21 protein-coding genes are annotated in these 20878 nt (G+C 63.3%); 8 read left to right on the forward strand and 13 right to left on the reverse strand.

Annotation, left to right across the window (positions count from 1 at the left end; translation table 11 throughout):
- Positions 1–95: 95 nt before the first annotated feature.
- The 3 genes from NKG60_RS27810 to NKG60_RS27820 all read right to left on the reverse strand — a co-directional run bounded on the left by NKG60_RS27810 (position 96) and on the right by NKG60_RS27820 (position 3454).
- Complete coding sequence (locus NKG60_RS27810; protein ID WP_352665635.1) at positions 96–1556, reverse strand: amidase; 1461 nt, start codon at positions 1554–1556, stop codon at positions 96–98.
- Positions 1557–1562: 6 nt separating this feature from the next.
- The gene (locus tag NKG60_RS27815; protein ID WP_352665634.1) at positions 1563–2471 is read right to left on the reverse strand and encodes a ribokinase; all 909 of its coding nucleotides are present in this window, start codon (positions 2469–2471) and stop codon (positions 1563–1565) included.
- A 92-nt stretch (positions 2472–2563) separates the two neighbouring features.
- Positions 2564–3454 carry a methylated-DNA--[protein]-cysteine S-methyltransferase gene (locus NKG60_RS27820; protein WP_352863896.1) on the reverse strand — a complete coding sequence of 297 codons (891 nt, stop codon included), beginning with the start codon at positions 3452–3454 and terminating at the stop codon, positions 2564–2566.
- A 115-nt stretch (positions 3455–3569) separates the two neighbouring features.
- Here NKG60_RS27820 and NKG60_RS27825 point away from each other — a divergent pair, with 115 nt between their 5' ends.
- The gene (locus NKG60_RS27825) at positions 3570–4385 is read left to right on the forward strand and encodes a class I SAM-dependent methyltransferase (RefSeq protein ID WP_352863894.1); all 816 of its coding nucleotides are present in this window, start codon (positions 3570–3572) and stop codon (positions 4383–4385) included.
- 9 nt (positions 4386–4394) lie between these two features.
- On the opposite strand, the gene NKG60_RS27830 is transcribed toward NKG60_RS27825, so the two are convergent.
- Positions 4395–4889, reverse strand: a complete 495-nt coding sequence (locus tag NKG60_RS27830; RefSeq protein WP_352863892.1) for a DUF2244 domain-containing protein — start codon at positions 4887–4889, stop codon at positions 4395–4397.
- Positions 4890–4911: 22 nt separating this feature from the next.
- Here NKG60_RS27830 and nth point away from each other — a divergent pair, with 22 nt between their 5' ends.
- A complete protein-coding gene (nth, locus tag NKG60_RS27835) occupies positions 4912–5733 on the forward strand; it encodes an endonuclease III (RefSeq protein ID WP_352976099.1) in 822 nt (273 codons plus the stop codon).
- A 34-nt stretch (positions 5734–5767) separates the two neighbouring features.
- On the opposite strand, the gene NKG60_RS27840 is transcribed toward nth, so the two are convergent.
- The 4 genes from NKG60_RS27840 to NKG60_RS27855 all read right to left on the reverse strand — a co-directional run bounded on the left by NKG60_RS27840 (position 5768) and on the right by NKG60_RS27855 (position 9450).
- A complete protein-coding gene (locus NKG60_RS27840; protein WP_352976101.1) occupies positions 5768–7279 on the reverse strand; it encodes a tripartite tricarboxylate transporter permease in 1512 nt (503 codons plus the stop codon).
- 9 nt (positions 7280–7288) lie between these two features.
- Positions 7289–7756, reverse strand: coding sequence for a tripartite tricarboxylate transporter TctB family protein (locus NKG60_RS27845; protein WP_352863887.1), 468 nt, complete (start codon positions 7754–7756; stop codon positions 7289–7291).
- Between the two features lie 79 nt (positions 7757–7835).
- Positions 7836–8771 carry a tripartite tricarboxylate transporter substrate-binding protein gene (locus NKG60_RS27850; protein ID WP_352976103.1) on the reverse strand — a complete coding sequence of 312 codons (936 nt, stop codon included), beginning with the start codon at positions 8769–8771 and terminating at the stop codon, positions 7836–7838.
- Between the two features lie 223 nt (positions 8772–8994).
- Positions 8995–9450 (reverse strand): DUF2214 family protein, encoded by a 456-nt coding sequence (locus NKG60_RS27855; protein WP_352863884.1) that lies wholly within the window; start codon positions 9448–9450, stop codon positions 8995–8997.
- Between the two features lie 227 nt (positions 9451–9677).
- On the opposite strand from NKG60_RS27855, the gene NKG60_RS27860 reads away from it, so the two are divergent.
- The 6 genes from NKG60_RS27860 to NKG60_RS27885 all read left to right on the forward strand — a co-directional run bounded on the left by NKG60_RS27860 (position 9678) and on the right by NKG60_RS27885 (position 15686).
- Complete coding sequence (locus tag NKG60_RS27860) at positions 9678–10217, forward strand: GNAT family N-acetyltransferase (RefSeq protein ID WP_352976105.1); 540 nt, start codon at positions 9678–9680, stop codon at positions 10215–10217.
- Positions 10218–10423: 206 nt separating this feature from the next.
- Entirely contained in the window at positions 10424–11401 is a 978-nt protein-coding gene (locus NKG60_RS27865) for a Bug family tripartite tricarboxylate transporter substrate binding protein (protein ID WP_352868634.1), read from the forward strand.
- Between the two features lie 152 nt (positions 11402–11553).
- Entirely contained in the window at positions 11554–12087 is a 534-nt protein-coding gene (locus NKG60_RS27870) for a tripartite tricarboxylate transporter TctB family protein (RefSeq protein ID WP_352976107.1), read from the forward strand.
- A 4-nt stretch (positions 12088–12091) separates the two neighbouring features.
- Positions 12092–13615, forward strand: a complete 1524-nt coding sequence (locus NKG60_RS27875; protein WP_352665623.1) for a tripartite tricarboxylate transporter permease — start codon at positions 12092–12094, stop codon at positions 13613–13615.
- 15 nt (positions 13616–13630) lie between these two features.
- Positions 13631–14815: a CaiB/BaiF CoA transferase family protein gene (locus NKG60_RS27880; RefSeq protein ID WP_352665622.1), complete on the forward strand. Its 1185-nt coding sequence runs from the start codon at positions 13631–13633 to the stop codon at positions 14813–14815.
- A gap of 19 nt (positions 14816–14834) precedes the next feature.
- Entirely contained in the window at positions 14835–15686 is an 852-nt protein-coding gene (locus tag NKG60_RS27885) for a citryl-CoA lyase (RefSeq protein ID WP_352665621.1), read from the forward strand.
- A 75-nt stretch (positions 15687–15761) separates the two neighbouring features.
- Here NKG60_RS27885 and NKG60_RS27890 read toward each other — a convergent pair whose 3' ends face one another.
- From NKG60_RS27890 to kdpC, 5 genes are all read right to left on the reverse strand, one after another.
- Positions 15762–16271 carry an NUDIX hydrolase gene (locus NKG60_RS27890; protein WP_352864270.1) on the reverse strand — a complete coding sequence of 170 codons (510 nt, stop codon included), beginning with the start codon at positions 16269–16271 and terminating at the stop codon, positions 15762–15764.
- A 129-nt stretch (positions 16272–16400) separates the two neighbouring features.
- Positions 16401–16667 (reverse strand): hypothetical protein, encoded by a 267-nt coding sequence (locus NKG60_RS27895; protein WP_352665619.1) that lies wholly within the window; start codon positions 16665–16667, stop codon positions 16401–16403.
- Between the two features lie 160 nt (positions 16668–16827).
- The gene (locus NKG60_RS27900; protein ID WP_352665618.1) at positions 16828–17520 is read right to left on the reverse strand and encodes a response regulator transcription factor; all 693 of its coding nucleotides are present in this window, start codon (positions 17518–17520) and stop codon (positions 16828–16830) included.
- Positions 17517–20252 (reverse strand): DUF4118 domain-containing protein, encoded by a 2736-nt coding sequence (locus tag NKG60_RS27905; protein WP_352976110.1) that lies wholly within the window; start codon positions 20250–20252, stop codon positions 17517–17519. The genes NKG60_RS27900 and NKG60_RS27905 overlap by 4 nt, the downstream gene beginning before the upstream one ends.
- 53 nt (positions 20253–20305) lie before the next feature.
- Positions 20306–20875, reverse strand: coding sequence for a potassium-transporting ATPase subunit KdpC (gene kdpC, locus NKG60_RS27910; protein ID WP_352665616.1), 570 nt, complete (start codon positions 20873–20875; stop codon positions 20306–20308).
- Between the last annotated feature and the right edge of the window lie 3 nt (positions 20876–20878).

A 20878-nucleotide genomic window follows, 5' to 3' on the forward strand; every position in this document is an offset into this window, starting at 1 on the left:
CCGCAGAATGCCGCTCGTGCGGCGCGCTGTCGCGATCAATGCATGGCGATGAGTTGCGTGCAAGTCGGCGAGGCGCCGACAATGCGGAGCTGATGTCAGCAGGCGCCGGCCTGCCATGGCAGCGTTGCCTCATAGGCGGCAGCCGCCCTCAGCACGCAGAGGTCACCGCGCGGCCGCCCGATCAATTGCATGCCCATTGGCCTGCCGCTGGCGTCGAAGCCCGCCGGTACGTTGACCGCCGTGCAGCCGCCCAGCGTGGCGAACGCTGAGACCTGCATCCAGCGATGATAGCTGTCCATGGCACGCCCAGCCACTTCCCTTGGCCAGTGGGTGACGACATCGAAGGGAAAGACCTGTGCGGCTGGCAGCGCAATCAGATCGAAACGCTCGAAGAGCGACAGCAGCACTCGATGCCAGGACGAGCGCCTCACCGTGGCGGCATGGATCTGCGGCGCGGTGAGGCGCAGTGCATGTTCCACCTCCCAAACAGCCTCCGGCTTCAGCAGACTGCGTTTCAAGGGATCATCGTAATGCGCCTTGAGGGCACAACCGCTGCTCGCCTGGCGAAGCGTCACAAAGGCCTGCCACAGCACTTCGAAGTCGAATTCCGGCATCAGTGGCTCGGCCTCGAAGGATACATCCGCGAACCGGCCGAGTGCTGCCTCGCAAAGCTGTAGAATGCCTGCTTCAACCGGCAGATGGCCTTCGAGATCGCCGAGCCAGGCGATACGCCCGCTGGCCGCCGGTGCTTCCAGCCCTTCGAGGAACGAGCCTGGCTTATCATGCGACAGCGGCGCGCGAGGATGATAGCCGGCCTGCACGTCGAGCAGCAGCGCCATGTCGCGCACGTTACGGCCCATCGGCCCTTCGACGCCCATCTGCGCATGAAACACATCAAGGTCAGGGCCAGCCGGCACCAATCCCTGCGACGGGCGGAAGCCATAGACATTGTTGTAGGCAGCGGGATTGCGCAGCGAACCGCCGAAATCGCTGCCATCCGCAACAGGAACCATGTCGAGCGCCAGCGCGACCGCCGCGCCGCCGCTCGAGCCGCCGGCGGTCAGCGCCGGGTCGAATGCGTTGAGCGTCTGTCCGAACACGGTGTTGTAGGTGTTGGAGCCGAGCCCGAATTCGGGAACGTTGGTCTTGCCGATGATGATGGCACCGGCCTTGCGGACGCGCTCGACGAAGAAATCGTCTTCCTCAGGCATGAAATCGGCGAAGATCGGCGAGCCGAAGGTGGTTCTCAAGCCTTTTGTCAGCGCAAGATCCTTAATCGCGATCGGCAGGCCGAACAGCGATCCGATGCCTCCTCCTCGCGCCAGATGGGCGTCAGCGCTGTTGGCCTCGCGCAGGATGTCGGCACGCTCACGCAATGAAACGATAGCGTTGACCAGCGGGTTCACTGCCTCGATCCTGTCGAGAAATGCCGCGACCACTTCGCGCACCGAAAGCTGCCGGCGCCTGATCTTCTCGGCAAGCTCCACGGCAGACAGGCGGCAGATGTCGCCGGCGGGCGGCACCGCATGCTTCGTGGTCGGGCGCACGGCTGTCATCCCGCTTTAGCCTGCAGATTTCTGCAAGGCAGCATCGACGTCCCTGGCCAGCGGGATCGCCGGTTGTGCACCGGCTTTCAGGCAGGCCAGCGAACCGGCTGCGGCAGCGCGGGCAAGCGCCTGGTCGAGCGGCAGGCCGGCTGCCAGCCCGGCAGCAAAATAGCCGCAGAACGTGTCGCCGGCGCCGACCGTGTCGAGCGGGGTGATCTGCAGCGCCGGAACCATCAGCAGATCGTCCGGCGTTGCCGCCAGAACGCCGTCCGGGCCAAGCGTGACGACGATGGTACGGCCGGTTCTCGCGGCATAGTCGCGCATCCGTGCCGGGCGGTCGCGGCCGCTCAACGACAGCGCCTCGCCATAGAGGTCGAACTCGGTTTCGTTGGCGACGAGATAGTCGGCCTTGCCGAGGAAGCCGGCCGCGTCGCTATGGAAAGGGGCGGTGTTGAGCACGGTGACCGCGCCGGCCGTCCTTGCCGCGTCGAGCGCCGTCTCGACCGTTTGCAGCGGGACTTCCAACTGCAACAGCACGACATCGCCGTTTTTCAGGAAAGCCTTGGAGAGATCACCCGGCACGACCGAATCGTTGGCGCCCGGCACAACGGCGATCACGTTCTCGCCGTCGGCGCCGACCATGATCAACGCGGTACCGGTCGAGGCAAAGGTCTCGCCAACGCCGGACAGGTCGATCTTGCCGTCGCGCAGCAGCGCCAGAGCGTCGCTGGCGAAGCTGTCCTTGCCGACCGCGCCGACCATGCGCACCTTGGCGCCGGCGCGGGCGGCGGCCAGCGCCTGGTTGGCGCCTTTGCCGCCGGGGGCAGTGGCGAAACCGGAGCCCCGCACGGTCTCGCCGGGACCGGGCAAGCGGTCGACACTGGCGATGAGGTCGAGATTGATGGAGCCGATGACGACGATCAAGAAGTGCCTCCCGCTAGCGCATATCACTCTAATTGCGCGGGAAACTACTCCGTAAGATCGCTGCTTGTCACCCTAGCGGTCCTTGCCTCGCTTCAAGAGACCTGTCCCGCCTCCCAGCCGAGGATGGCGCGTTTGCGGGTCAGGCCCCAATGGTAGCCGGTGAGCGCGCCGGACTTGCCGAGAGCCCGGTGGCACGGCACGACGAAGGACATCGGATTGGCACCGACCGCGGCACCCACGGCCCGGCTGGCGCTCGGTGCGCCGATGCGCGCGGCGATCGAGGAATAGGTGCAGGCCTGGCCCATCGGAATACGCAGCAAGGCCTCCCAGACACGGACCTGGAAGTCTGTGCCGATCATGACGACGCGCAGCGGCTGGTCGGCGCGCCACAGCGACGGATCGAAGATGCGCGCGGCATAGGGCGCCGTCGCCGCCATGTCCTCGACATAGGTCGCATTCGGCCAGCGGCTGGACATGTCGGCAAAGGCCGCACGCTCGCCGCCGGGGTCGTTGAAGGCGAGGCCGGCAAGGCCGCGGTCCGTCACCATGATCAGCGCGATGCCGAAGGGCGAGATATGATAGCCGTAGCGGATAGTGATCCCTGCGCCGCGGGTCTTGTAATCGCCCGGCGACATCGCTTCGTGGGTGACGAACAGATCGTGCAGCCGGCCTGGGCCGGACATGCCGAGTTCGAACGAGGTTTCAAGCAGCGGCATGCCGGCATCCAGCAGTTTGCGCGCATGATCGAGGGTGACGGCCTGCAGAAAAGCCTTGGGCGACAGGCCGGCCCAGCGGGTGAACAGCTTCTGCAGTCCCGTCGGCGTCTCGCCGACCTCCTCGGCCAGCACCTCCAGCGAAGGCTGGTCGCGATAGTCGAGGCTGATCTTTTCGATGGCACGACGGACGATTTCGTAGTCTCCACCTTCAGGCGTGATGTCTTTCTGAAGGATTGCTGTCGTTTTGAGAGGCGTTTGGGCGTTCATGGCAGTATCTCCTTGAGTGCGAATATCGTCCTTCGCGGCGCCGATCACCACCCGAAACTTGCTTTCCCGCGGCATGTACCCAGATAGAGCTGGGCTTTGAATGGGGAGGACGGTCGTGGCTGGTGAAAAAGTAAACCTGACCGGGGCAAAGGAGACTTTGCTTTTGACACTTTACGGCAAGGCGCTGGAGAGCCGGCTGCCCAATTCGCTGCTCAGGGACTACTTTGCCGACGAGGCGGTGCGCAACATCGACTATGATTTCTCACGGCTCAAGGTCGACAACAATCTCGGCATCGGTCTGGCAATCAGGGCAAAGACGCTGGACGTCTGCGTTCAGGACTTTGTCGCCCGAAATCCTGACGCCATCGTACTGCATCTGGGGTGTGGGCTCGATACGCGCATATTCCGTATCGACCCGCCAGCCGGCGTGGACTGGTTCGACGTCGACTATCCCGAAGTCATCGAGCTCAGGCGCAAGCTCTATCCCGTGCGGGATCACTACCACCTGATCGCTTCGTCGGTCACCGAACCGGGATGGCTGAACGAAGTGCCTCGGGATCGCCCGGCCATAGTCGTGGCGGAAGGCCTGACTCCCTACCTGGGTGTCAAGGAGGGGCAGCAACTGTTTTCTCGTTTGGTGGGACATCTTTCGAGCGGCGAACTGATTTTCGATGCCTATAGTCGCCTGGGCCTGAAGATCATTCGCCTCAATTCCTCCTTCCGCGCCACCGGCGCCGAGGTCCATTGGAGCATCGAGAACCCGCATGAATTGGAGCGAGCCGTTCCGAAGCTGCGGTTCGTCGAGGACATCCCCGCCTATAAGCCGGAACATGCCGCTCGCATGCGCTGGTTCGCGAAACTGTTTGTTCGCCTTTGGAAATACATTCCGGCATTGCGCAAGATCGGCAGGCTGTTGCGCTATCGGTTCTGAAACGCTGGCTCAGCGTGCCTTGGCGGTCGCCAGAGCGCGCGAAAATGCGGTGGCAAAACTCTCGCGGTCGTCGGGGTTGAGAAAGCCGCCGATCGAGACGGTTTTTCCTTGCGCCTCGACCGCCATTCTGGTGATGCCGATCTCGGCGTGGCGGGCGATCGAAAAGCGTGCCCAGAATGGATTGAAGCGATGTGCTTCCGATTTGCCTGACGGGGCAGTCTTGCGGATATCGAGGCTGGTGCGCGACACCGACACCTCCTCGCGAGCTCGGGCTGCACGATAATTGGCGCGGAAGGCGATATAGACGGCGATCACGTCAAGGCCGAAGAAGCCGAATACCGGCCAGGCGCCGCGCGACAGAAAAAACGCTCCGGTCACCAGCCACCCGAACAGCAGTGCGCCCATCAGGATGGCAAAGCCGGTCTTGCCCAGCGACCGGTGCGGTGTCAGCAGCGCCTGGAAGAATGGCTCGTCGGCCTGAAATGAGGCGTTTGTGTCGCTCATTACAGAATATTATAGGAGAGCAATGACAAGCCCCAAGCCCAAAAACTCTTCGGCGCTAAAAAAAGATCTGTTGCCCGGCCGCCGCGATGGCTCGAACGCCAAGCCGCGTCCGCGGCCGGCGAGGTCGCGGGCGCTTTACAGCCGCGCTGAGGTGCATGAGATTTTCCGGCGCTTTTCCGTTCAGCGGCCGGAGCCGAAAGGCGAGCTCGAACATATCAACGCCTTCACGCTGTTGGTGGCGGTGGTGCTTTCAGCGCAGGCGACGGACGCCGGCGTCAACAAGGCGACGCGGGCGCTGTTCAAAATTGCCGACACGCCGCAAAAGATACTGGCGCTGGGCGAGGCCAAGCTCGGCGACCATATCCGCACCATTGGGCTGTGGCGCAACAAGGCCAAGAACGTCATAGCGCTGTCCGAGGCGCTGATCCGTGACCATGGCGGCAAGGTGCCTGAGGATCGCGATCAGCTGGTCGAGCTGCCGGGTGTCGGGCGCAAGACCGCCAACGTCGTGCTAAACGTCGCCTTCGGCCAGCATACGATGGCGGTCGACACGCATATTTTCCGCATCGGCAACAGGCTCGGCCTGGCGCCGGGCAAGACGCCGGAACAGGTGGAGCAAGGTTTCCTGAAGATCATTCCGGATGAATATATGCGGCATGCGCATCATTGGCTGATTCTGCACGGCCGCTATGTCTGCAAGGCGCGCAAGCCGGATTGCCCGGCCTGCGTCATCGCCGATATCTGCAAGGCCAAGGAAAAGACGACCAGCGTGCCTGCACCGCTGGTCGAGATCGCGCCGCTCGGGCCAGTAGGGCCGGCTACTGAATCAGTGCCAGCCAAGTGACTCTGAAGTTCCTCCTATGTGGCTCCGTCCACATTCAGGAACTCTCCTCGACGAACACCTCCTCGCGCTTCTTCTTGACCGCGGGGAGAAACACGATGACGAGCACAGCAAGCGCGATGAGGAGCAGGCTGGCGCTGATCGGCCGCGTCACGAAGGTGCTCGGGTCGCCGCGCGAGAGGATCATGGCGCGGCGCAGGTTTTCCTCGAGCAGCGGGCCGAGCACGAAGCCGAGCAGCAGCGGCGCAGGTTCGCAGCGCAGCTTGGTCAGGAGGTAGCCAAGCAAGCCGAAGAAAGCGACGGCATAGAGGTCGTAGACGTTGGTGTTGACGCTGTAAACACCGATCGAGCAGAACGCCATGATGATCGGGAAGAGCACGTAGTAGGGGATGGTAAGAAGTTTCACCCAAAGCCCGATCAGCGGCAGGTTTAGGACAATCAACATCAGATTGCCGATCCACATCGAGGTGATGATACCCCAAAACAGCGCAGGCTGTTCGATGGCGACATTGGGACCGGGCACGATGCCCTGGATGATCATCGCGCCGATCATCAGCGCCATTACCGGGTTGGCCGGAATGCCGAGCGTCAGCATCGGAATGAAGGAGGTTTGGGCGCCGGCATTGTTGGCCGATTCCGGCCCGGCGACGCCTTCGATGGCGCCCTTGCCGAATTCCCCGGGATTTTTCGAGACACGTTTTTCGACGGTGTAGGAGGCAAAAGCGGCAAGGATCGCGCCGCCTCCCGGCAGGATGCCGAGCGCCGAACCGATGATTGTACCGCGCACGATGGGAGCCGCCATGCGCCGAAAATCTTCGCGGCTCGGCATAAGGCCGGAGATCTTTCGGATCAGCACGGAACGCTCATGCTCGTTTTCGAGGTTGCGCAGTATCTCGGCGACGCCGAAGACGCCGACCGCCACTGCGACGAAATTCAGCCCGTCGGCATATTCGCGGATACCGAGCGTGAAGCGGGGCGTACCGGTGTAGATATCGGTGCCGACAAGTCCGAGCAGCAGGCCGAGCACGACCATGGCCAGCGCCTTGACGATCGAGCCGTGGGCGAGCGCGACGGACGAGACCAGGCCGACGATCATCAGCGAAAAATACTCGGCCGCGCCGAATCTCAGCGCTATCGCCGTCAGCGGTGGAGCAAAGATGGCGACGAGGAAGGTCGACACCGTGCCGGCAAAGAACGAGCCTATCGCCGCGGTCGCCAGGGCTGCTCCGGCGCGGCCGTTCCGGGCCATCTGATAGCCGTCGATTGCGGTGACGGCCGACGAGGATTCGCCGGGCATGTTGATGAGAATGGCGGTGGTCGAGCCGCCATACTGCGCGCCGTAATAGATACCGGCGAGCATGATGAGAGAGGAAACCGGGTCGCCGATCTGGAAGGTGATCGGCAACAGCATGGCGATGGTTGCGGTGGCGCCGATGCCGGGCAGGACGCCAATCAGCGTGCCGAGAAGAACGCCGATCAGGCAGAAACCGAGATTTACCAAAGATGTGGCCGTCGAAAAGCCGAGTGCGAGGTTGTTGAGGAGTTCCATTTCATCTCCTCACAACGACAGTGGCAACCACGGGCCGAAACGCCGAAACGGCAGGCCGAGTGCGTAGCTGAAGACGACGAATGCGAACAGCGTCAGGCCGGCTGACAGCACGAATGCAGTCAGCGGCTTCATACGGCCGCTACCGAAAGATGCGATCAGCGACGTCAGGAAGATCGACGGGATGAAGCCGAGGCCGCGCACCGTCAGGCCGAAGAAGATCGGAGCGGGCAGGATGAACAGCATGCCGCGCCACGCAATGTAACCGATCGGCTCGCTCTCAAAACGCACCGCTTGGACGAGGATGGCGGCGCCAAGCAGGATCAGCACGATCGCCAGCACCAGCGGGAAATAGCCCGGCCCCATGCGAAAGGCGGTGCCGATTTCCAGGCTCAGCGACTGCAGCGCGAAAAAGGCGCCAATAAAGATCAACACCGCGGCGCATATGCCGTTGGTTCTGTCGATTGCGAAAGGTTTCATGGCGTCCTCCCGGCCCGCCTCACGGGCGTGCCGATGCCGGTGTAAAAAACGGGGCGCTGGCGGCGCCCCGTTAAAACCTTTAGTCGGCGTACTGGCCGGCCGCCTCGATGATCGGCTTCCAGCGCGCGATCTCACTTTCCAGCTTGGCCTTGAGCGCGGCCGGCGTGGCATCGGCCTCGGGCGACGGCTTGGTGCCGAGTTCGGCAAATCGGGCGACGACGTTCTGGTCCTTCAGCGCCACCTGCAGCGATTTCGACAGGCGTTCGGTGATCTCGGCCGGCGTGCCCTTGGGTGCATAGATGCCGTGCCAGATGCCGACCTGCACCTGGGGAAGGCCGGCTTCTATCGTCGTCGGCACGTCCGGCAGCACGTCTAGCCGTTGCGGCGAGGTTACGGCATAAGCCTTGATCGTGCCGCCCTGGATCTGCTTGGTGGTATTGGTCGTCTGGTCGCACATGATATCGACCTGGCCGCCGAGAAGATCGGTCATGGCCGGGCCGGTGCCCTGGTAGGGCACGGTGACGAGCGGCGTGCCGATGGCGCTCATGAACAGCATGCCGCACAGATGCGAGGCCGCGCCTATTCCGGCATTGGCGACGGTGACGGTGTCCTTGTTGGCCTTGGCGTAGTCGACCAGTCCCTTCAGATCGGTCGGGCCGAGGTCCTTGCGGGCGACAATGGTCATCGGCACCTCGGTGACGAGGCCGACATATTCGAACGCGTTCAGCGTGTCGTAGGCGAGATTCCTATATAGCGTCGCACTGGTCGCCATGCCGATGTGGTGGAGGAGCAGCGTGTAGCCGTCAGGCTCGGCATTCGCGACGCGGCCCGCGCCGAGCGTGCCGCCGGCGCCGCCGACATTCTCGACGATGACCTGCTGGCCGAGATCTTTCGACATAGCTTCCGCGACAAGACGCGTGACGGTGTCGGTCGGGCCGCCGGCCGAAAACGGCACGACAATGGTGATGGTGCGTTCGGGGTAGGTCTGCGCGCCAGCGGCCGACGGGTAAATCATGGCGGCCCAGCGACAGCCAGCGCGGCGATGAATTTTCGCATCGTGTTTCCTCCCAGGATATGAATGCCAACCGCTGCGCGGATTCCTCTAAAACCAACTGTAGATGGAGCAATAACTAGCGCAACCCGACAAATGACAATCGGGCTCAAACGGCAAACTGCACGTCTGTCCGCCCAAATGAGTGGGAAGGTTGGGCCGTGCGATGCCCTTCGTCCAACCTATTCTAATAGCCGTAGCCGCGCGCCATCGCCGCCGCGAACAGCGGGATCAACAGGAAGATCAATGCCTCGATGCGGACATAGGTGCGAACGGACGCCAGCTCCGCCGCAGGCACCTGGAAGCCGGGACTGACGCTCGCCTGCCTGTTCCAGGACAGGAAACGGATGGTCGGGATAATCGACAACAGGCCGACAATGGCGAAAGCGGCCATCTTTGCCCAGAACATCCAATTGTAGACGTAGAATTCCCAGCCTTTCAGACCATAGACGACGCGGCCGATGCCAACGACGATGATCAGCATGGCAACGATGCCGTAGTGGCGGTCGATGCCGACGAGCCGCTTCAGCGTCGCGGCGGACAAGTCGCTGCGGATCAGGACGAATTCGGCGCCGATGATGCCTGCCAGCGAAAACACCAGGAGATGATGGAAGATGGCAAGCACAAGGTCGGTGGTGTCCATGCTGTTTTCCCTCTGTCGGACGGCAGCGCCGAAACCCAACGCGCCTGAACCAATACTGGAGAAAAACTAACACTGCCTGGTAGGATTCACATCAGCCTGGAAGATGATCTACACAGCCTTGGCTCTTGTTTTTCGCAACGGATTTGGATTTCCCGTCTCGTGCGTGTCGCTGTCCCCACTTTTGGAAGACCTGCATTAGGCACCGGCAACACAACCGAGACATGACCATGGCCAGTCCGCAGACAATTGTCGCTCCAGTGATTGAAACCTCGCGCACGGTCCTGCGGCCGCACCGGCTTGACGATTTCGACGCCTATGTCGCCATGTGGGCCGATCCCGTTGTCACCCGCTTTATCGGCGGCAAGCCGCGCACGCGGGAGGAAAGCTGGATGCGCTTTCTACGCCACGCCGGCCTGTGGTCGCTTCTGGGCTACGGCTTCTGGGCGATCGAGGAAAAGGCGACCGGCCGCTTCATCGGCGAGGCCGGCTTTCACGATCTGAAACGCGACATGACGCCGTCGATCGAGGGCATTCCGGAGACCGGCTGGGCTCTGGTTTCGGGCGCGCATGGCCAGGGGTTGGCCAGCGAAGTCGTCGCACGGGTGCTTGCCTGGGGCGACGAGACGTTCGGCGCCGCGAAGACCGTCTGCATCATCGATCCGGAAAACACCGGATCGCTGAACGTCGCGGCAAAATGTGGTTATGGCGAAGTGCTGCGAACCGTCTACCAAGGCAAGCCGACCATCCTGCTGGAGCGGCAACCCTGACGGATGCTGTTTGGCACTGCCTGCCACGTCGTCGTCGGGCATCGAGTTCGCCAGCCTGAAATCGCGCAGGCCGATTGTGCCGCATGCAGCGCCTTCTGTCTTTGACAGGAGGACGCAAACTCTGCATGAATTTTGTCGAGCGGGTCTGAAGTCAGGCCACGTTTCTGGCAGGCACCGGAGGAGGTGTCGCGATTTGGAGGAATCCCATGCTGAACAGACGCCGATTCTTGATGAGCACCGCGGCAGCAGGTGCTGCCGGACTCGCAGCATCGCATTTTGTCCCCGCCTTCGCGCAGGACGCGCCGCAGCTGCAGATTTTCGTGCCGGCGGCGCCGGGCGGCGGCTGGGACCAGACGGCGCGCGCCATGGACCAGGTGCTGCGCAGCGAAAAACTGATCTCCGGCTCGCAGATCACCAATGTCGGCGGTGCAGGCGGCACTGTCGGCCTGCCGCAGTTCGTCAACCAGTGGAAAGGCAAGGGCAATGCGCTGATGGTGGCCGGCATGGTCATGGTTGGCGCCATCATCGCCAACAAGGCGGCCAACAACCTTACCGAAGTCACGCCGATCGCCCGCCTCACCGGCGAGTTCGAGGCGCTTGTGGTGCCGGCCGCCTCGCCGTTCAAGACGGCCGCGGACTTTGTCGCTGCCCTCAAAGCTGACCCGACGCAGGTTCCGGTCGCTGGCGGTTCGGCCGGCGGCTCGGACCACATCTTGTTCGGCCTCATCGCCAAGACCGTCGGTGTTCCGGCTACCAATCTCTCCTATGTGCCGTTTGCCGGCGGCGGCGAGGCGCTTTCGGCGCTGCTCGGCAACCAGGTCGCGGCCGGCATCTCCGGCTATGGCGAGTTCGCCGAACAGATCAAGGCGGGTGCGCTGCGGCTGCTGGCCATCTCCGCCGACAAACGCCAGGACGGGATCGATGCGCCGACGATGAAGGAAGCCGGCATCGATGTCGAGTTGTTCAATTGGCGCGGCGTCTTCGCACCGCCCGGCGTCTCAGACGCTGACAAGGCAGCAATGATCAAGCTGATCGAGACCATGGCCAAGAGCGACGCCTGGGCCACCGAATGCAAGAACCGCAACTGGACGCAGATCCTGCTTACCGGTGACGATTATGCGAAATTCGTCGCCGAAGACACGGCCCGCATCGGGACAATCCTCAAGGACCTCGGCCTGGCGTGATGCTCTCGGCAAGGGGCGGCCTGCGCCAACCCTTGCCGACTTTCGCCAGCCGCATGGACATACGCGGCGCCGGAGGTGAAACTACGAGATCGGCCGAGTGAGACCGGTCCAAGGAGAACCGGCCCCAAGGGACCGACATTGGGAGGACGATCATGAGCACCAGCGACCAGCAGGCGCCGCCGCGCCTTGCAGTGCCCGAACTGCTGATCGGCGTTGGGCTCCTCGCCTGTGCGGGTGCGGTTGCCTGGCAGACGCTGGCAATCCCGGTGTCGCCGCTCTATTCCAAGGTCGGTCCGACCGTATTTCCCTACATCACCATGACCGGGATGGCGATCCTGTCGCTGCTGCTCATCATTGCCGCCTTGCGGGGCGGATGGCAGCCGGAGGACGAAAAGGAGACGCCGACCGACTGGAAGGCGATGGGCATCGTCGCCCTCGGACTGATCGCCAATCTGGCGCTGATCCAGCCGCTCGGCTTTACCGCCGCATCTGTCATCATGTTCGTTCTCATCTGCCACGGTTTCGGCAGCCGGCGTCCGCTGCGTGATGTGCTGCTGGGGCTGATCCTGGCGCTGGCCGCCTATTTCGGCTTTGCCAGGGCGCTCGGCGTCAATATTGGCGCCGGCTTCATCGAAAACCAGCTGAACGCGATCGTCGATTCGGTCGTCGCCATGCTGAGGGGCTGACGCCATGGAAACGCTCGGCCATCTCGCGCACGGATTTTCCGTCGCCTTCTCACCGATCAACCTCATATGGTGCCTGGTCGGCACCACGCTGGGGACTGCGATCGGCGTGTTGCCCGGCCTCGGACCGGCACTGACCATCGCGCTGCTGTTGCCGATCACCTATCAGGTGGCGCCGGAGGCATCCTTCATCCTGTTTGCCGGCATCTACTACGGCGCCATGTATGGCGGCTCGACGACATCGATCCTGCTCAACACGCCTGGCGAAAGCGCCACCATCGTCACCGCGCTCGAGGGCAACAGGATGGCCCGCTCCGGCCGCGGCGGCGCGGCTCTGGCGACCTCGGCGATCGGCTCCTTCGTCGCCGGCACGCTAGGCACGATCGGCGTTGCCTTTCTGGCGCCGATCGTCGTCAAATTCGCGCTGGCCTTTGGCCCGGCCGAATATTTCTCGCTGATGGTGCTGGCCTTCATCACGGTTTCGGCGGTGCTCGGCTCGTCGTCGGTGCGCGGCCTGACCAGCCTGTTCGTCGGCTTCGTCGTCGGCATGATAGGCGTCGATCTGCAGACGGGGCAGCCGCGCTTCACCTTCGGCATGAGCGAATTGTTGGACGGCGTCGACGTCATCGTCGTCGCGGTTGGCCTGTTCGCCGTTGGCGAGACGCTTTACATGGCCTCGCGCCGCTATGCCGGCAAGGACGACATCGTGCCGTTGAAAGGGTCGCTCTACATGACCGCGGCCGAATGGTCGCGTTCGTGGAGGCCATGGCTGCGCGGCGCCCTGATCGGCTTCCCGATCGGCGCCATGCCGGCCGGCGGCGCCGAAATCCCGACCTTCCTGTCCTATGCGATCGAGAAGAAACTCTCCAGACACAAGGAGGAGTTCGGCACGGTCGGCGCCATCGAGGGCGTTGCCGGGCCGGAAGCGGCCAATAATGCATCCGCCGCCGGCGTGCTGGTGCCGATGCTGACGCTCGGGCTGCCGACCTCGGCGACGGCCGCGATCATGCTGTCGGCATTTCAGAGCTACGGCATCAATCCGGGGCCGCTGCTTTTGACGACGCAGGCCGACCTGGTGTGGGGGCTGATCGCCAGCTTGTTCATCGCCAATGTCATCCTCGTCGTCCTGAACCTGCCGCTGATCGGGCTTTGGGTGCGATTGCTGAAGATCCCGGCGCCGCAGCTCTATGCCGGCATTCTGGTGTTTGCCACGGTCGGCACCTACGGCATCTCGCAATCGCCGATCGACCTCGTCATCCTCTATCTGCTCGGTGCCGCCGGTTTCCTGATGCGGCGTTTCGATTTCCCGACCGCGCCGGTCATCATCGGCATGATTCTCGGGCCGCTTGCCGAAACGCAGTTCCGCCGCGCGATGACCATCTCCAACGGCGATTGGACGGTGTTCTACAAGCATCCGCTGTCGCTGACGCTGCTGACGCTGGCCTTCATCGGGCTGGTCGGACCGCATATCTGGGCCTACATCGAGCACAGGCGCGTGCGCGGACCGGAGCACGTGCCGGGCGATGCCTGAGCTGTTCGTGACGTCATGACAGACCTGCTTTCCGGCATCCGCATCCTTGACCTGACCAATGTGCTGGCCGGCCCCTATTGCGCCTACCAGCTGGCGTTGCTCGGGGCCGACATCATCAAGGTCGAGACGCCGCAAGGCGGCGATCTGGCGCGCCAGCTCGGCGCCTCTCCGGAGCTCAACCGGGCGGGCATGGGCGCTTCGTTCCTGGCGCAGAATGCCGGCAAACGCTCGGTGGCGCTCGATCTCAAGCAGGAGGCCGACCGCGAACGCTTCCTCGATCTGGTCGCTTCGGCCGACGCGCTGGTCGAGAATTTCCGGCCCGGCGTAATGGACCGGCTGGGGCTTGGCCATGCCAGGCTGAAAGAGGTCCGGCCAAGCCTTGTCTATTGTGCGATATCGGGCTTCGGCCAGACCGGGCCGATGCGCGACAATCCAGCCTACGACCAGATCATCCAGGGTCTTTCCGGCATTATGAGCATCACCGGTACACCGGAAACGGCGCCGCTGCGTGTCGGCTATCCCGTCGCCGATACGCTTGGCGGGCTGGTCGGGGCGTTCGCCATTACCGCCGCGCTGGTCAGGCAGAAGACGACAGGCGAGGGCGCGTTCCTCGACGTCTCGATGCTCGAATGCACGCTTTCTGCGCTCGGCTGGCCGGTGTCGAACTATCTGACGGCGGATATCGAGCCGCAGCCGATGGGCAATGAAAACATGACGGCCGCACCGTCTGGCGCGTTTCGCACCGGCGACGGCTTGCTCAACATCGCCGCCAACAAGCAGGAGCAGTTCGTCGCGCTCTGCCGATTGATCGGCCGGCCGGAGCTGGCCTCGGATGTCCGCTTTGCCGAGCGCGAAACGCGCAAGCAGAACCGCATCGCCTTGAAGGCGCTGATCGAGGACGCCCTGGCGAGCGGCTCTGCCGCCGCCTGGGAGGAGACGTTCAATCGCGCCGGCGTGCCGGCAGGCCGGGTGCTGACGATCCCGCAGGTACTGCAGGAGCGACAGGTGATCGAGCGCGGCATGACGGCGCGCTTCCAGGCTGTGTCCGGGATGGACCGGCCGCTAACCGTGGTGCGAGGCGGCTTCATGGTTGATGGCGAGGCACCCTTGCCGAGCAGGCCGCCGCCGAAGCTCGGCGAGCATATGGACGAGGTTTTTGCCGGCCTGCCGCCACGCGCCAAGAAAAGAGCGAAGGCATGAGCGGCACGGAAAAGAAGGCATGAGCGACACGGAGAACAAGACTGGCCGTGCGCGCGGCGAGGAATGGTGGCAGACCGGCATCATAGAGATGCGCCCCGGCGTCATCCGGCTGCGCGGCTATGAAATCCAGGATCTGATAGGCCGCGTCAGCTTTCCGGCAATGATCTGGCTGATGCTGCGCGGCGAACTGCCGAGCGAGGAGCAGGCGGCGCTGCTTGGCATCGCGCTGGGTGCTGCCGTCGACCATGGGCCGCAGGCGCCGTCGATCGCCATCGCCCGCATGGCGATAACCTGCGGCGTCGGCATCAACAGCGCCATGGCCTCTGCCATCAACGTGCTTGGCGATGTGCATGGCGGCGCCGGCGAACAGGCGCTTTCCTTCTACGGCGACATCGCCGCCGAACTGGACGCCGGCGTGCCCCTCACGGACGCCGTGTCACTGCGGGTTGATCATTTCCTTGCTGGGGAAGACGGTTATGTGCCGGGGCTCGGCCATCGCTTCCACCCGGTCGACCCGCGGGCGCCCCGCCTCATCGAGCTGACCCGCGACTTTGCCGCGCGCGGCGTCGTCAGCGGGCGCTTCGCCGACATCGCCGAGAGGGTCGAGGCCGAGGTTGCGCGGCGCAAGCGCAAAAAAATCCCGCTCAATATCGATGGTGCCACGGCCGTCATCTACGGCGAGCTCGGCTTCCCGCCGCCTTTGACGCGAGGCCTTTTCGTGCTGTCGCGCTCGGTCGGCATCCTCGCCCATGCATGGGAACAGTCGCAAGAAAGCGACCGCAACAAGGGGCCGCTGCCGCGCGAATGGCTGTGGGCCTATACCGGCACGCCGGCGCGGCCTCTGGCCGAGGAAGACGATGGCAATCAGTGAGGCATTGGTCCAAGAGACGGCGGCGGGCGCTGGAACCAATTCCATCCCGACACAGCCGGGGCGGGGCTCCATCTTCTATTGGGCGTGATCTTTTCCGAGAACCGGATTCTGCTTTTCGGGATTATGCTCCACCTCGGGAATCCCGATGTTCCTCACCAGCGTCGAAAGATCCGGCTCGTCGATCAGCAATGCCGCGTCGGTCGGCGTCAGCCATGCCCGCTGCCGTCTCTTGGCTTCCTGCCAATTGGCAAGTTCCTCGGTTACCTCAAGCAAATAGACGACGACGTCGACGCGAACGAAGCGGTTCGTCAGCCGCTTCCAGTAGTGGTAGGTGCCGGCCGGCTGTTTCAGTGTTTTGCCGAGAACACCGGCTTCTTCCTGTGCTTCGATGGTGGCTGCCTTGCGGCCGCTCTTGCCCTTCATCGGCCAGCCCTTCGGTACGATGAAGCGCCTCGTCGTTCGCGATGTGACCAGCATGACCTCGACATCGCCGTGCTCGTTCAGCCGAAAGGGAATCGCCGCGACCTGATGAACCCCGTCGCCCTTCCTTGTCTTGCGTACGACCTTCTTCTTGCTGGCTGCCATTCGATAATCCAGTCGAGGCGGTGCCCAGACGGCAAGGGCAGCGTTGCAAAGTCTGCCGCTTTCAAGGGGCGCAAGCGGAGCGGCTTCCCCAGTATATAAGTCGGCTAAATAAATGAAAGGGCCCGGTCGTCAGCGGCAGGTGCTGACAAAGCCGCTCCCCGACGGCAGCAACTGGCAAGTTGGCCTCATCTGCGGCACCTCCGGCCGTTGCGGTATTGGGATTTGGCGATCCTGGGCACGGTACTGCTGTTGCTGCTGCTGGTATTGCTGCCGCCGCAGCCTGTTCTCCAACATCTGCAACTGGTCTTGCTGGATCAACACGTTGCGGTCGGCCGGACTGACGACCTGTGCCGATGCAGCCGGATTTACGCCCGACAGCATCGCCGCAGTCAGCATTGCCGACCCAAAAGACTGCAATAGGCGAAGCCGTGGCATTCGATCATTCCCGCACAAAACCAATCTTCCCTTAATATAGGGCTTTTGTCCGGCGACACCATGGCCGCCGCTGATTTGAAGCGGATTGGAAGAGGCATTTCGGCTTCGGATGCTCGTCGCGTCAATCGACTTCGCGCAGCCGGTATCCGACTCCGGTCTCGGTGGTGATATAGCGGGGCTGGTCGGGCATTTTTTCGATCTTTTGCCTGATCTGCCGGACGTAGACCCTGAGATATTGAACGTCGGTGGAGTCGCCCCAGACCTGCTTCAGCAGGAACTGGTGGGTGAGAACCTTGCCGGCGTGCTGCACCAAGGTGCGAAGAATGTCGTACTCCTTCGGCGAGAGCTTTATCTCCCTGTCCTCGACCTTGACGATGCGCTTCACCAGATCGACCGAGAGGTCGCCGGTTTGGAACACCGGCCTCTCACCCTGCTGCTGGAACTTGTGCCGAAGCGCGACGCGGATGCGTGCGACAAGCTCGTTCATACCGAATGGCTTGGTGACATAGTCATCGGCGCCGAGTTCGAGGGCCGAGACGATGCCGGCCTCATCAGTGCGGCTGGAAAGAATAACCACGGGAATGTCCAGGCCATCATCCCGCCATTTGCGCAGCAGCTCATGCCCGCTCATGCCGGGCAGGCCGAGATCGAGCAGCACAAGGTCCGGTTTTTCCGCTTCCATGAGTTCGATCGCCACCCTGGCGTTCGGCGCCTCGCTGATGGCATAGCCTTGGCTGCCGAGCCCGACGCGAAGCAGTTTTCGGATCGGCGGTTCGTCGTCGACCACCAATATCCTGACGTCCAGGCTCGTCATGCCAGGTGGTCCGTGTGTTGATCGTCTGCAGTGGTTTCACCGAGATCAGGCAGTTCTGCCGGCAGCGGCATCCTGATGGTGAAAACCGCACCGGTACGGTCGGTCCTGTTTGCCGCTGAGATGGTGCCGCCCATCGCTTCGATGAAGCCGCGGCAGATCGATAAGCCGAGCCCTGTGCCGGCACGCACCTGGTCGCCCTTACGTACCCGATAGAATGTATCGAAAACGCGCTCCAGATCGGCTGGCGGAATGCCTGGTCCTTCATCCATGATCTGCAGGATGACGAAGCCATTGTCTAGCCAGCCCTGCAGGCGGATCGTCGAACCTGGCGGCGCGTATTTTGCAGCATTGTCGAGGAGGTTGAACAGCACCTGTTCGAACAGAACGGGGTCGACCCGCAACATCGGCAGATCCGATGGAATATCGATCTCGGTCTTGTGCTCGCCGACGATTTTGCGGGCCCGACGCAGGGCTGAGCCGACAATGTCGCCGACATAGTGGAACGCATAATTCGGCTCCATCGTGCCGGATTCGATTTTGGTCATGTCGAGCAGATTGGCGATGAAGCGGTTCAGCCTCTCCGCTTCATCGAGCACGGTCGACAGCAGGTCCGCCCGGTCCTGCTCGGGAAGTGCGGCCTCGAAGTCCCTGAGCGTTCCGGCCGCTCCCATGACGGCGGCAAGCGGCGTTTTCAGATCGTGTGAAATGGAGGTGAGCAGGGCCGAGCGCAGACGGTCTGCCTCGGCCGCAAGCTTGGCCCGGTCGACATCGGCGACGAGCTGGATGCGCTCGATGGCGACCGCCGCCTGGTCGGCGAGCGCATCGAGCAGACGCTGCTGCTCGGGTGTCAGCAGCGGACCTTGCTTGTCGTTGTCGAGGCCGACGACGCCGACCGCCGTGCGTCCGGTCCGTAAGGGCAGATAGAGGCGTTTTGCGCCCGGCAGCGTGTCGGCGCCGCGTCCGGCGGCGCGGTTATGCTCCCACGCCCAGCGCGCCGCGGCAATGTCTGCCTCGGCCAGCGTGTCGTCGGGTGGATAGCCGGCCTTGACCGCAATCGTGCCGTTCTCCGGCAGAAGCAGCACCACACGCAGCTTCAGCATCGAGGCGATCTGGAAGGCAGTCGCCCAGAGAACGTCGTCGAGCGTGCCCGTTCCTGCCAGTTTCTTGGAGAACAAATAAAGATCCTCGGTAGTGCGGGCGCGGGATTGTGCCGCCACGACCTGGCGCTGCACCCGAGCCGTCAAATTGCTGGCGATGATCGCCACGCAAAAGAAGAAGCCGAGTGCGACGGCGCTTTCAGGGTCGCTGATATTCAGCGTGTAGAGCGGATCGAGGAAGAAGAAATTGAAAACCACGGCGCTGAGAACGGAAGCGAATATCGCCGGCCAAAGCCCGGCCGTGACCGCCGACGCCAGCACAGCCATGAGAAAGACGAGAGCGATGTTGCGCACATCCAGCACGCGCGACAGCAATTCGCCGAACAACAGCCCTGCCACAACATAGAAGACGACAATCAGATAGGGCCTGATGTCGAGGCGCGGTGGTTGAGCGGGGGTCAGCCCCCGCGACGGCGCGACTTGCGCCTGGGCGTCGCCGGAGACGACGTGAATGCTGATCTTGCCGGCATCGCGTATCAGGTCATAAGTGACGGAGCCGTCAAACAACTGCCGCCAGCGCGGCTTGCGCGGCTTGCCGGTGATGATGTGGGTGACGTTGTTGGCCGCCGCGTAACGCAGGATGTCGGAAGCGATATCGTGGCCGGGAATAGTGACGGCAACGCCGCCCAATTGTTCAGCAAGTCTAAGCGTCGATGCCAGCCTGTCGCGATCCTGCTCGGACAGGCCGGTTGAGCGTGGCGTCTCGACATAGAGCGCCAGCCACGAGGCGCGCAGCCGCTCTGCCTGGCGGCGGGCATAGCGCACAAGCGACGCGCTGCGCGGATCCTCATCGACCCAGACCAGGACACGCTCGCTGGCCGCCCACGGCCCCGGAATGGCGTGGGCCTGCATATGGTTGAGCAACTGCTCGTCGACACGCTGGGCGGTGCGGCGCAACGCCAGTTCCCTAAGCGCCGTCAGGTTGCCCGGCGAGAAGTAGTTCTCGATGGCGCGCTGGGCGGTGCTGGGGATGTAGACCTTGCCGTCCTCAAGCCGCTTGATCAGGTCGTCGGGGGTGAGGTCGATGATCTCGATGTCGTCGGCCTGGTCGATTATGGAGTCGGGGACAGTTTCCCGCACCCTGACGCGGGTGATCTGCGCCACGACATCGTTCAGGCTCTCGACGTGCTGGATGTTCAGCGTCGTGTAGACATCGATGCCGTGCGTCAGGATTTCCTGGACGTCGAGGTAGCGCTTGGGGTGACGGCTACCTGGCGCGTTCGTATGGGCAAGCTCGTCGACGAGGACGAGCGCCGGGCGCCGGGCGAGGATGGCGTCGAGGTTCATCTCCTCGAGCAGCCGCCCCTTGTAGTCGATCTCAAGGCGAGGAATGACCTCGTAGCCTTCGACCAGCGTCTGCGTCTCTTTGCGGCCGTGCGTCTCGACGATGCCGATCACCACGTCGACCCCGTCGGCCAGCCTGGCGCGGCCCGACATCAGCATCTCGAAGGTCTTGCCGACGCCGGGGGCGGCGCCGAGAAATATCCTCAGGCGACCGCGCTCCTCCCGCTCGGCATGCTCGAGCAGCGCGTCGGGAGAGGGCCTGGTTTCGGCGGTGCGGCTGTCGTCTGGCATAAGGGTCAATCATGAACGGTGCCGGCTTCGGTGTCGATCCCGGCGCCGGTCCTTCACTGTTTCATCGCATCGTCCAGCGCAAGGTTGAGGGCCAGCACATTGACCACCGGCTCGCCGATGAATCCCAATTCGCGATCCTCGACATGGCCGTCGACAAGCGATTTGATCCTGGATTCATCGACGCCCCTGGCCTTGGCCACCCTGGCAATCTGAAAATAGGCCGCATCGGGGCTGATATGCGGATCAAGCCCGCTGCCGGACGTGGTGACCAGATCCATCGGCACCGGCTGGTTCGGGTTTTCTGCTCTCAGCTTTTCGGCGTCGCTCTTGATGCGGTCGATGAGCTTCGGGTTGGTCGGGCCGAGATTCGAGCCGCCCGAGGCGGCGGCATTGTAGCCGTCGCCGGCAGCCGACGGGCGGCCATGGAAATAGCGGTCGCTCGCGAAAGCCTGGCCGATCAGCTCGGAACCGACGAGCTTGCCGTCCTTCTCGATCAGGCTGCCATTGGCCTGGCGCGAAAACAGCGCCTGGGCAATGCCGGTCATGCCGATCGGATAGACCAAACCCGTCAGAACGGTGAAGAAGACGATCATGACGATCGCGGGCCGGATTTGATTGAGCATCGA

This window comes from Mesorhizobium sp. M1428 (genome assembly GCF_040317515.1).
Taxonomy (GTDB): domain Bacteria; phylum Pseudomonadota; class Alphaproteobacteria; order Rhizobiales; family Rhizobiaceae; genus Mesorhizobium.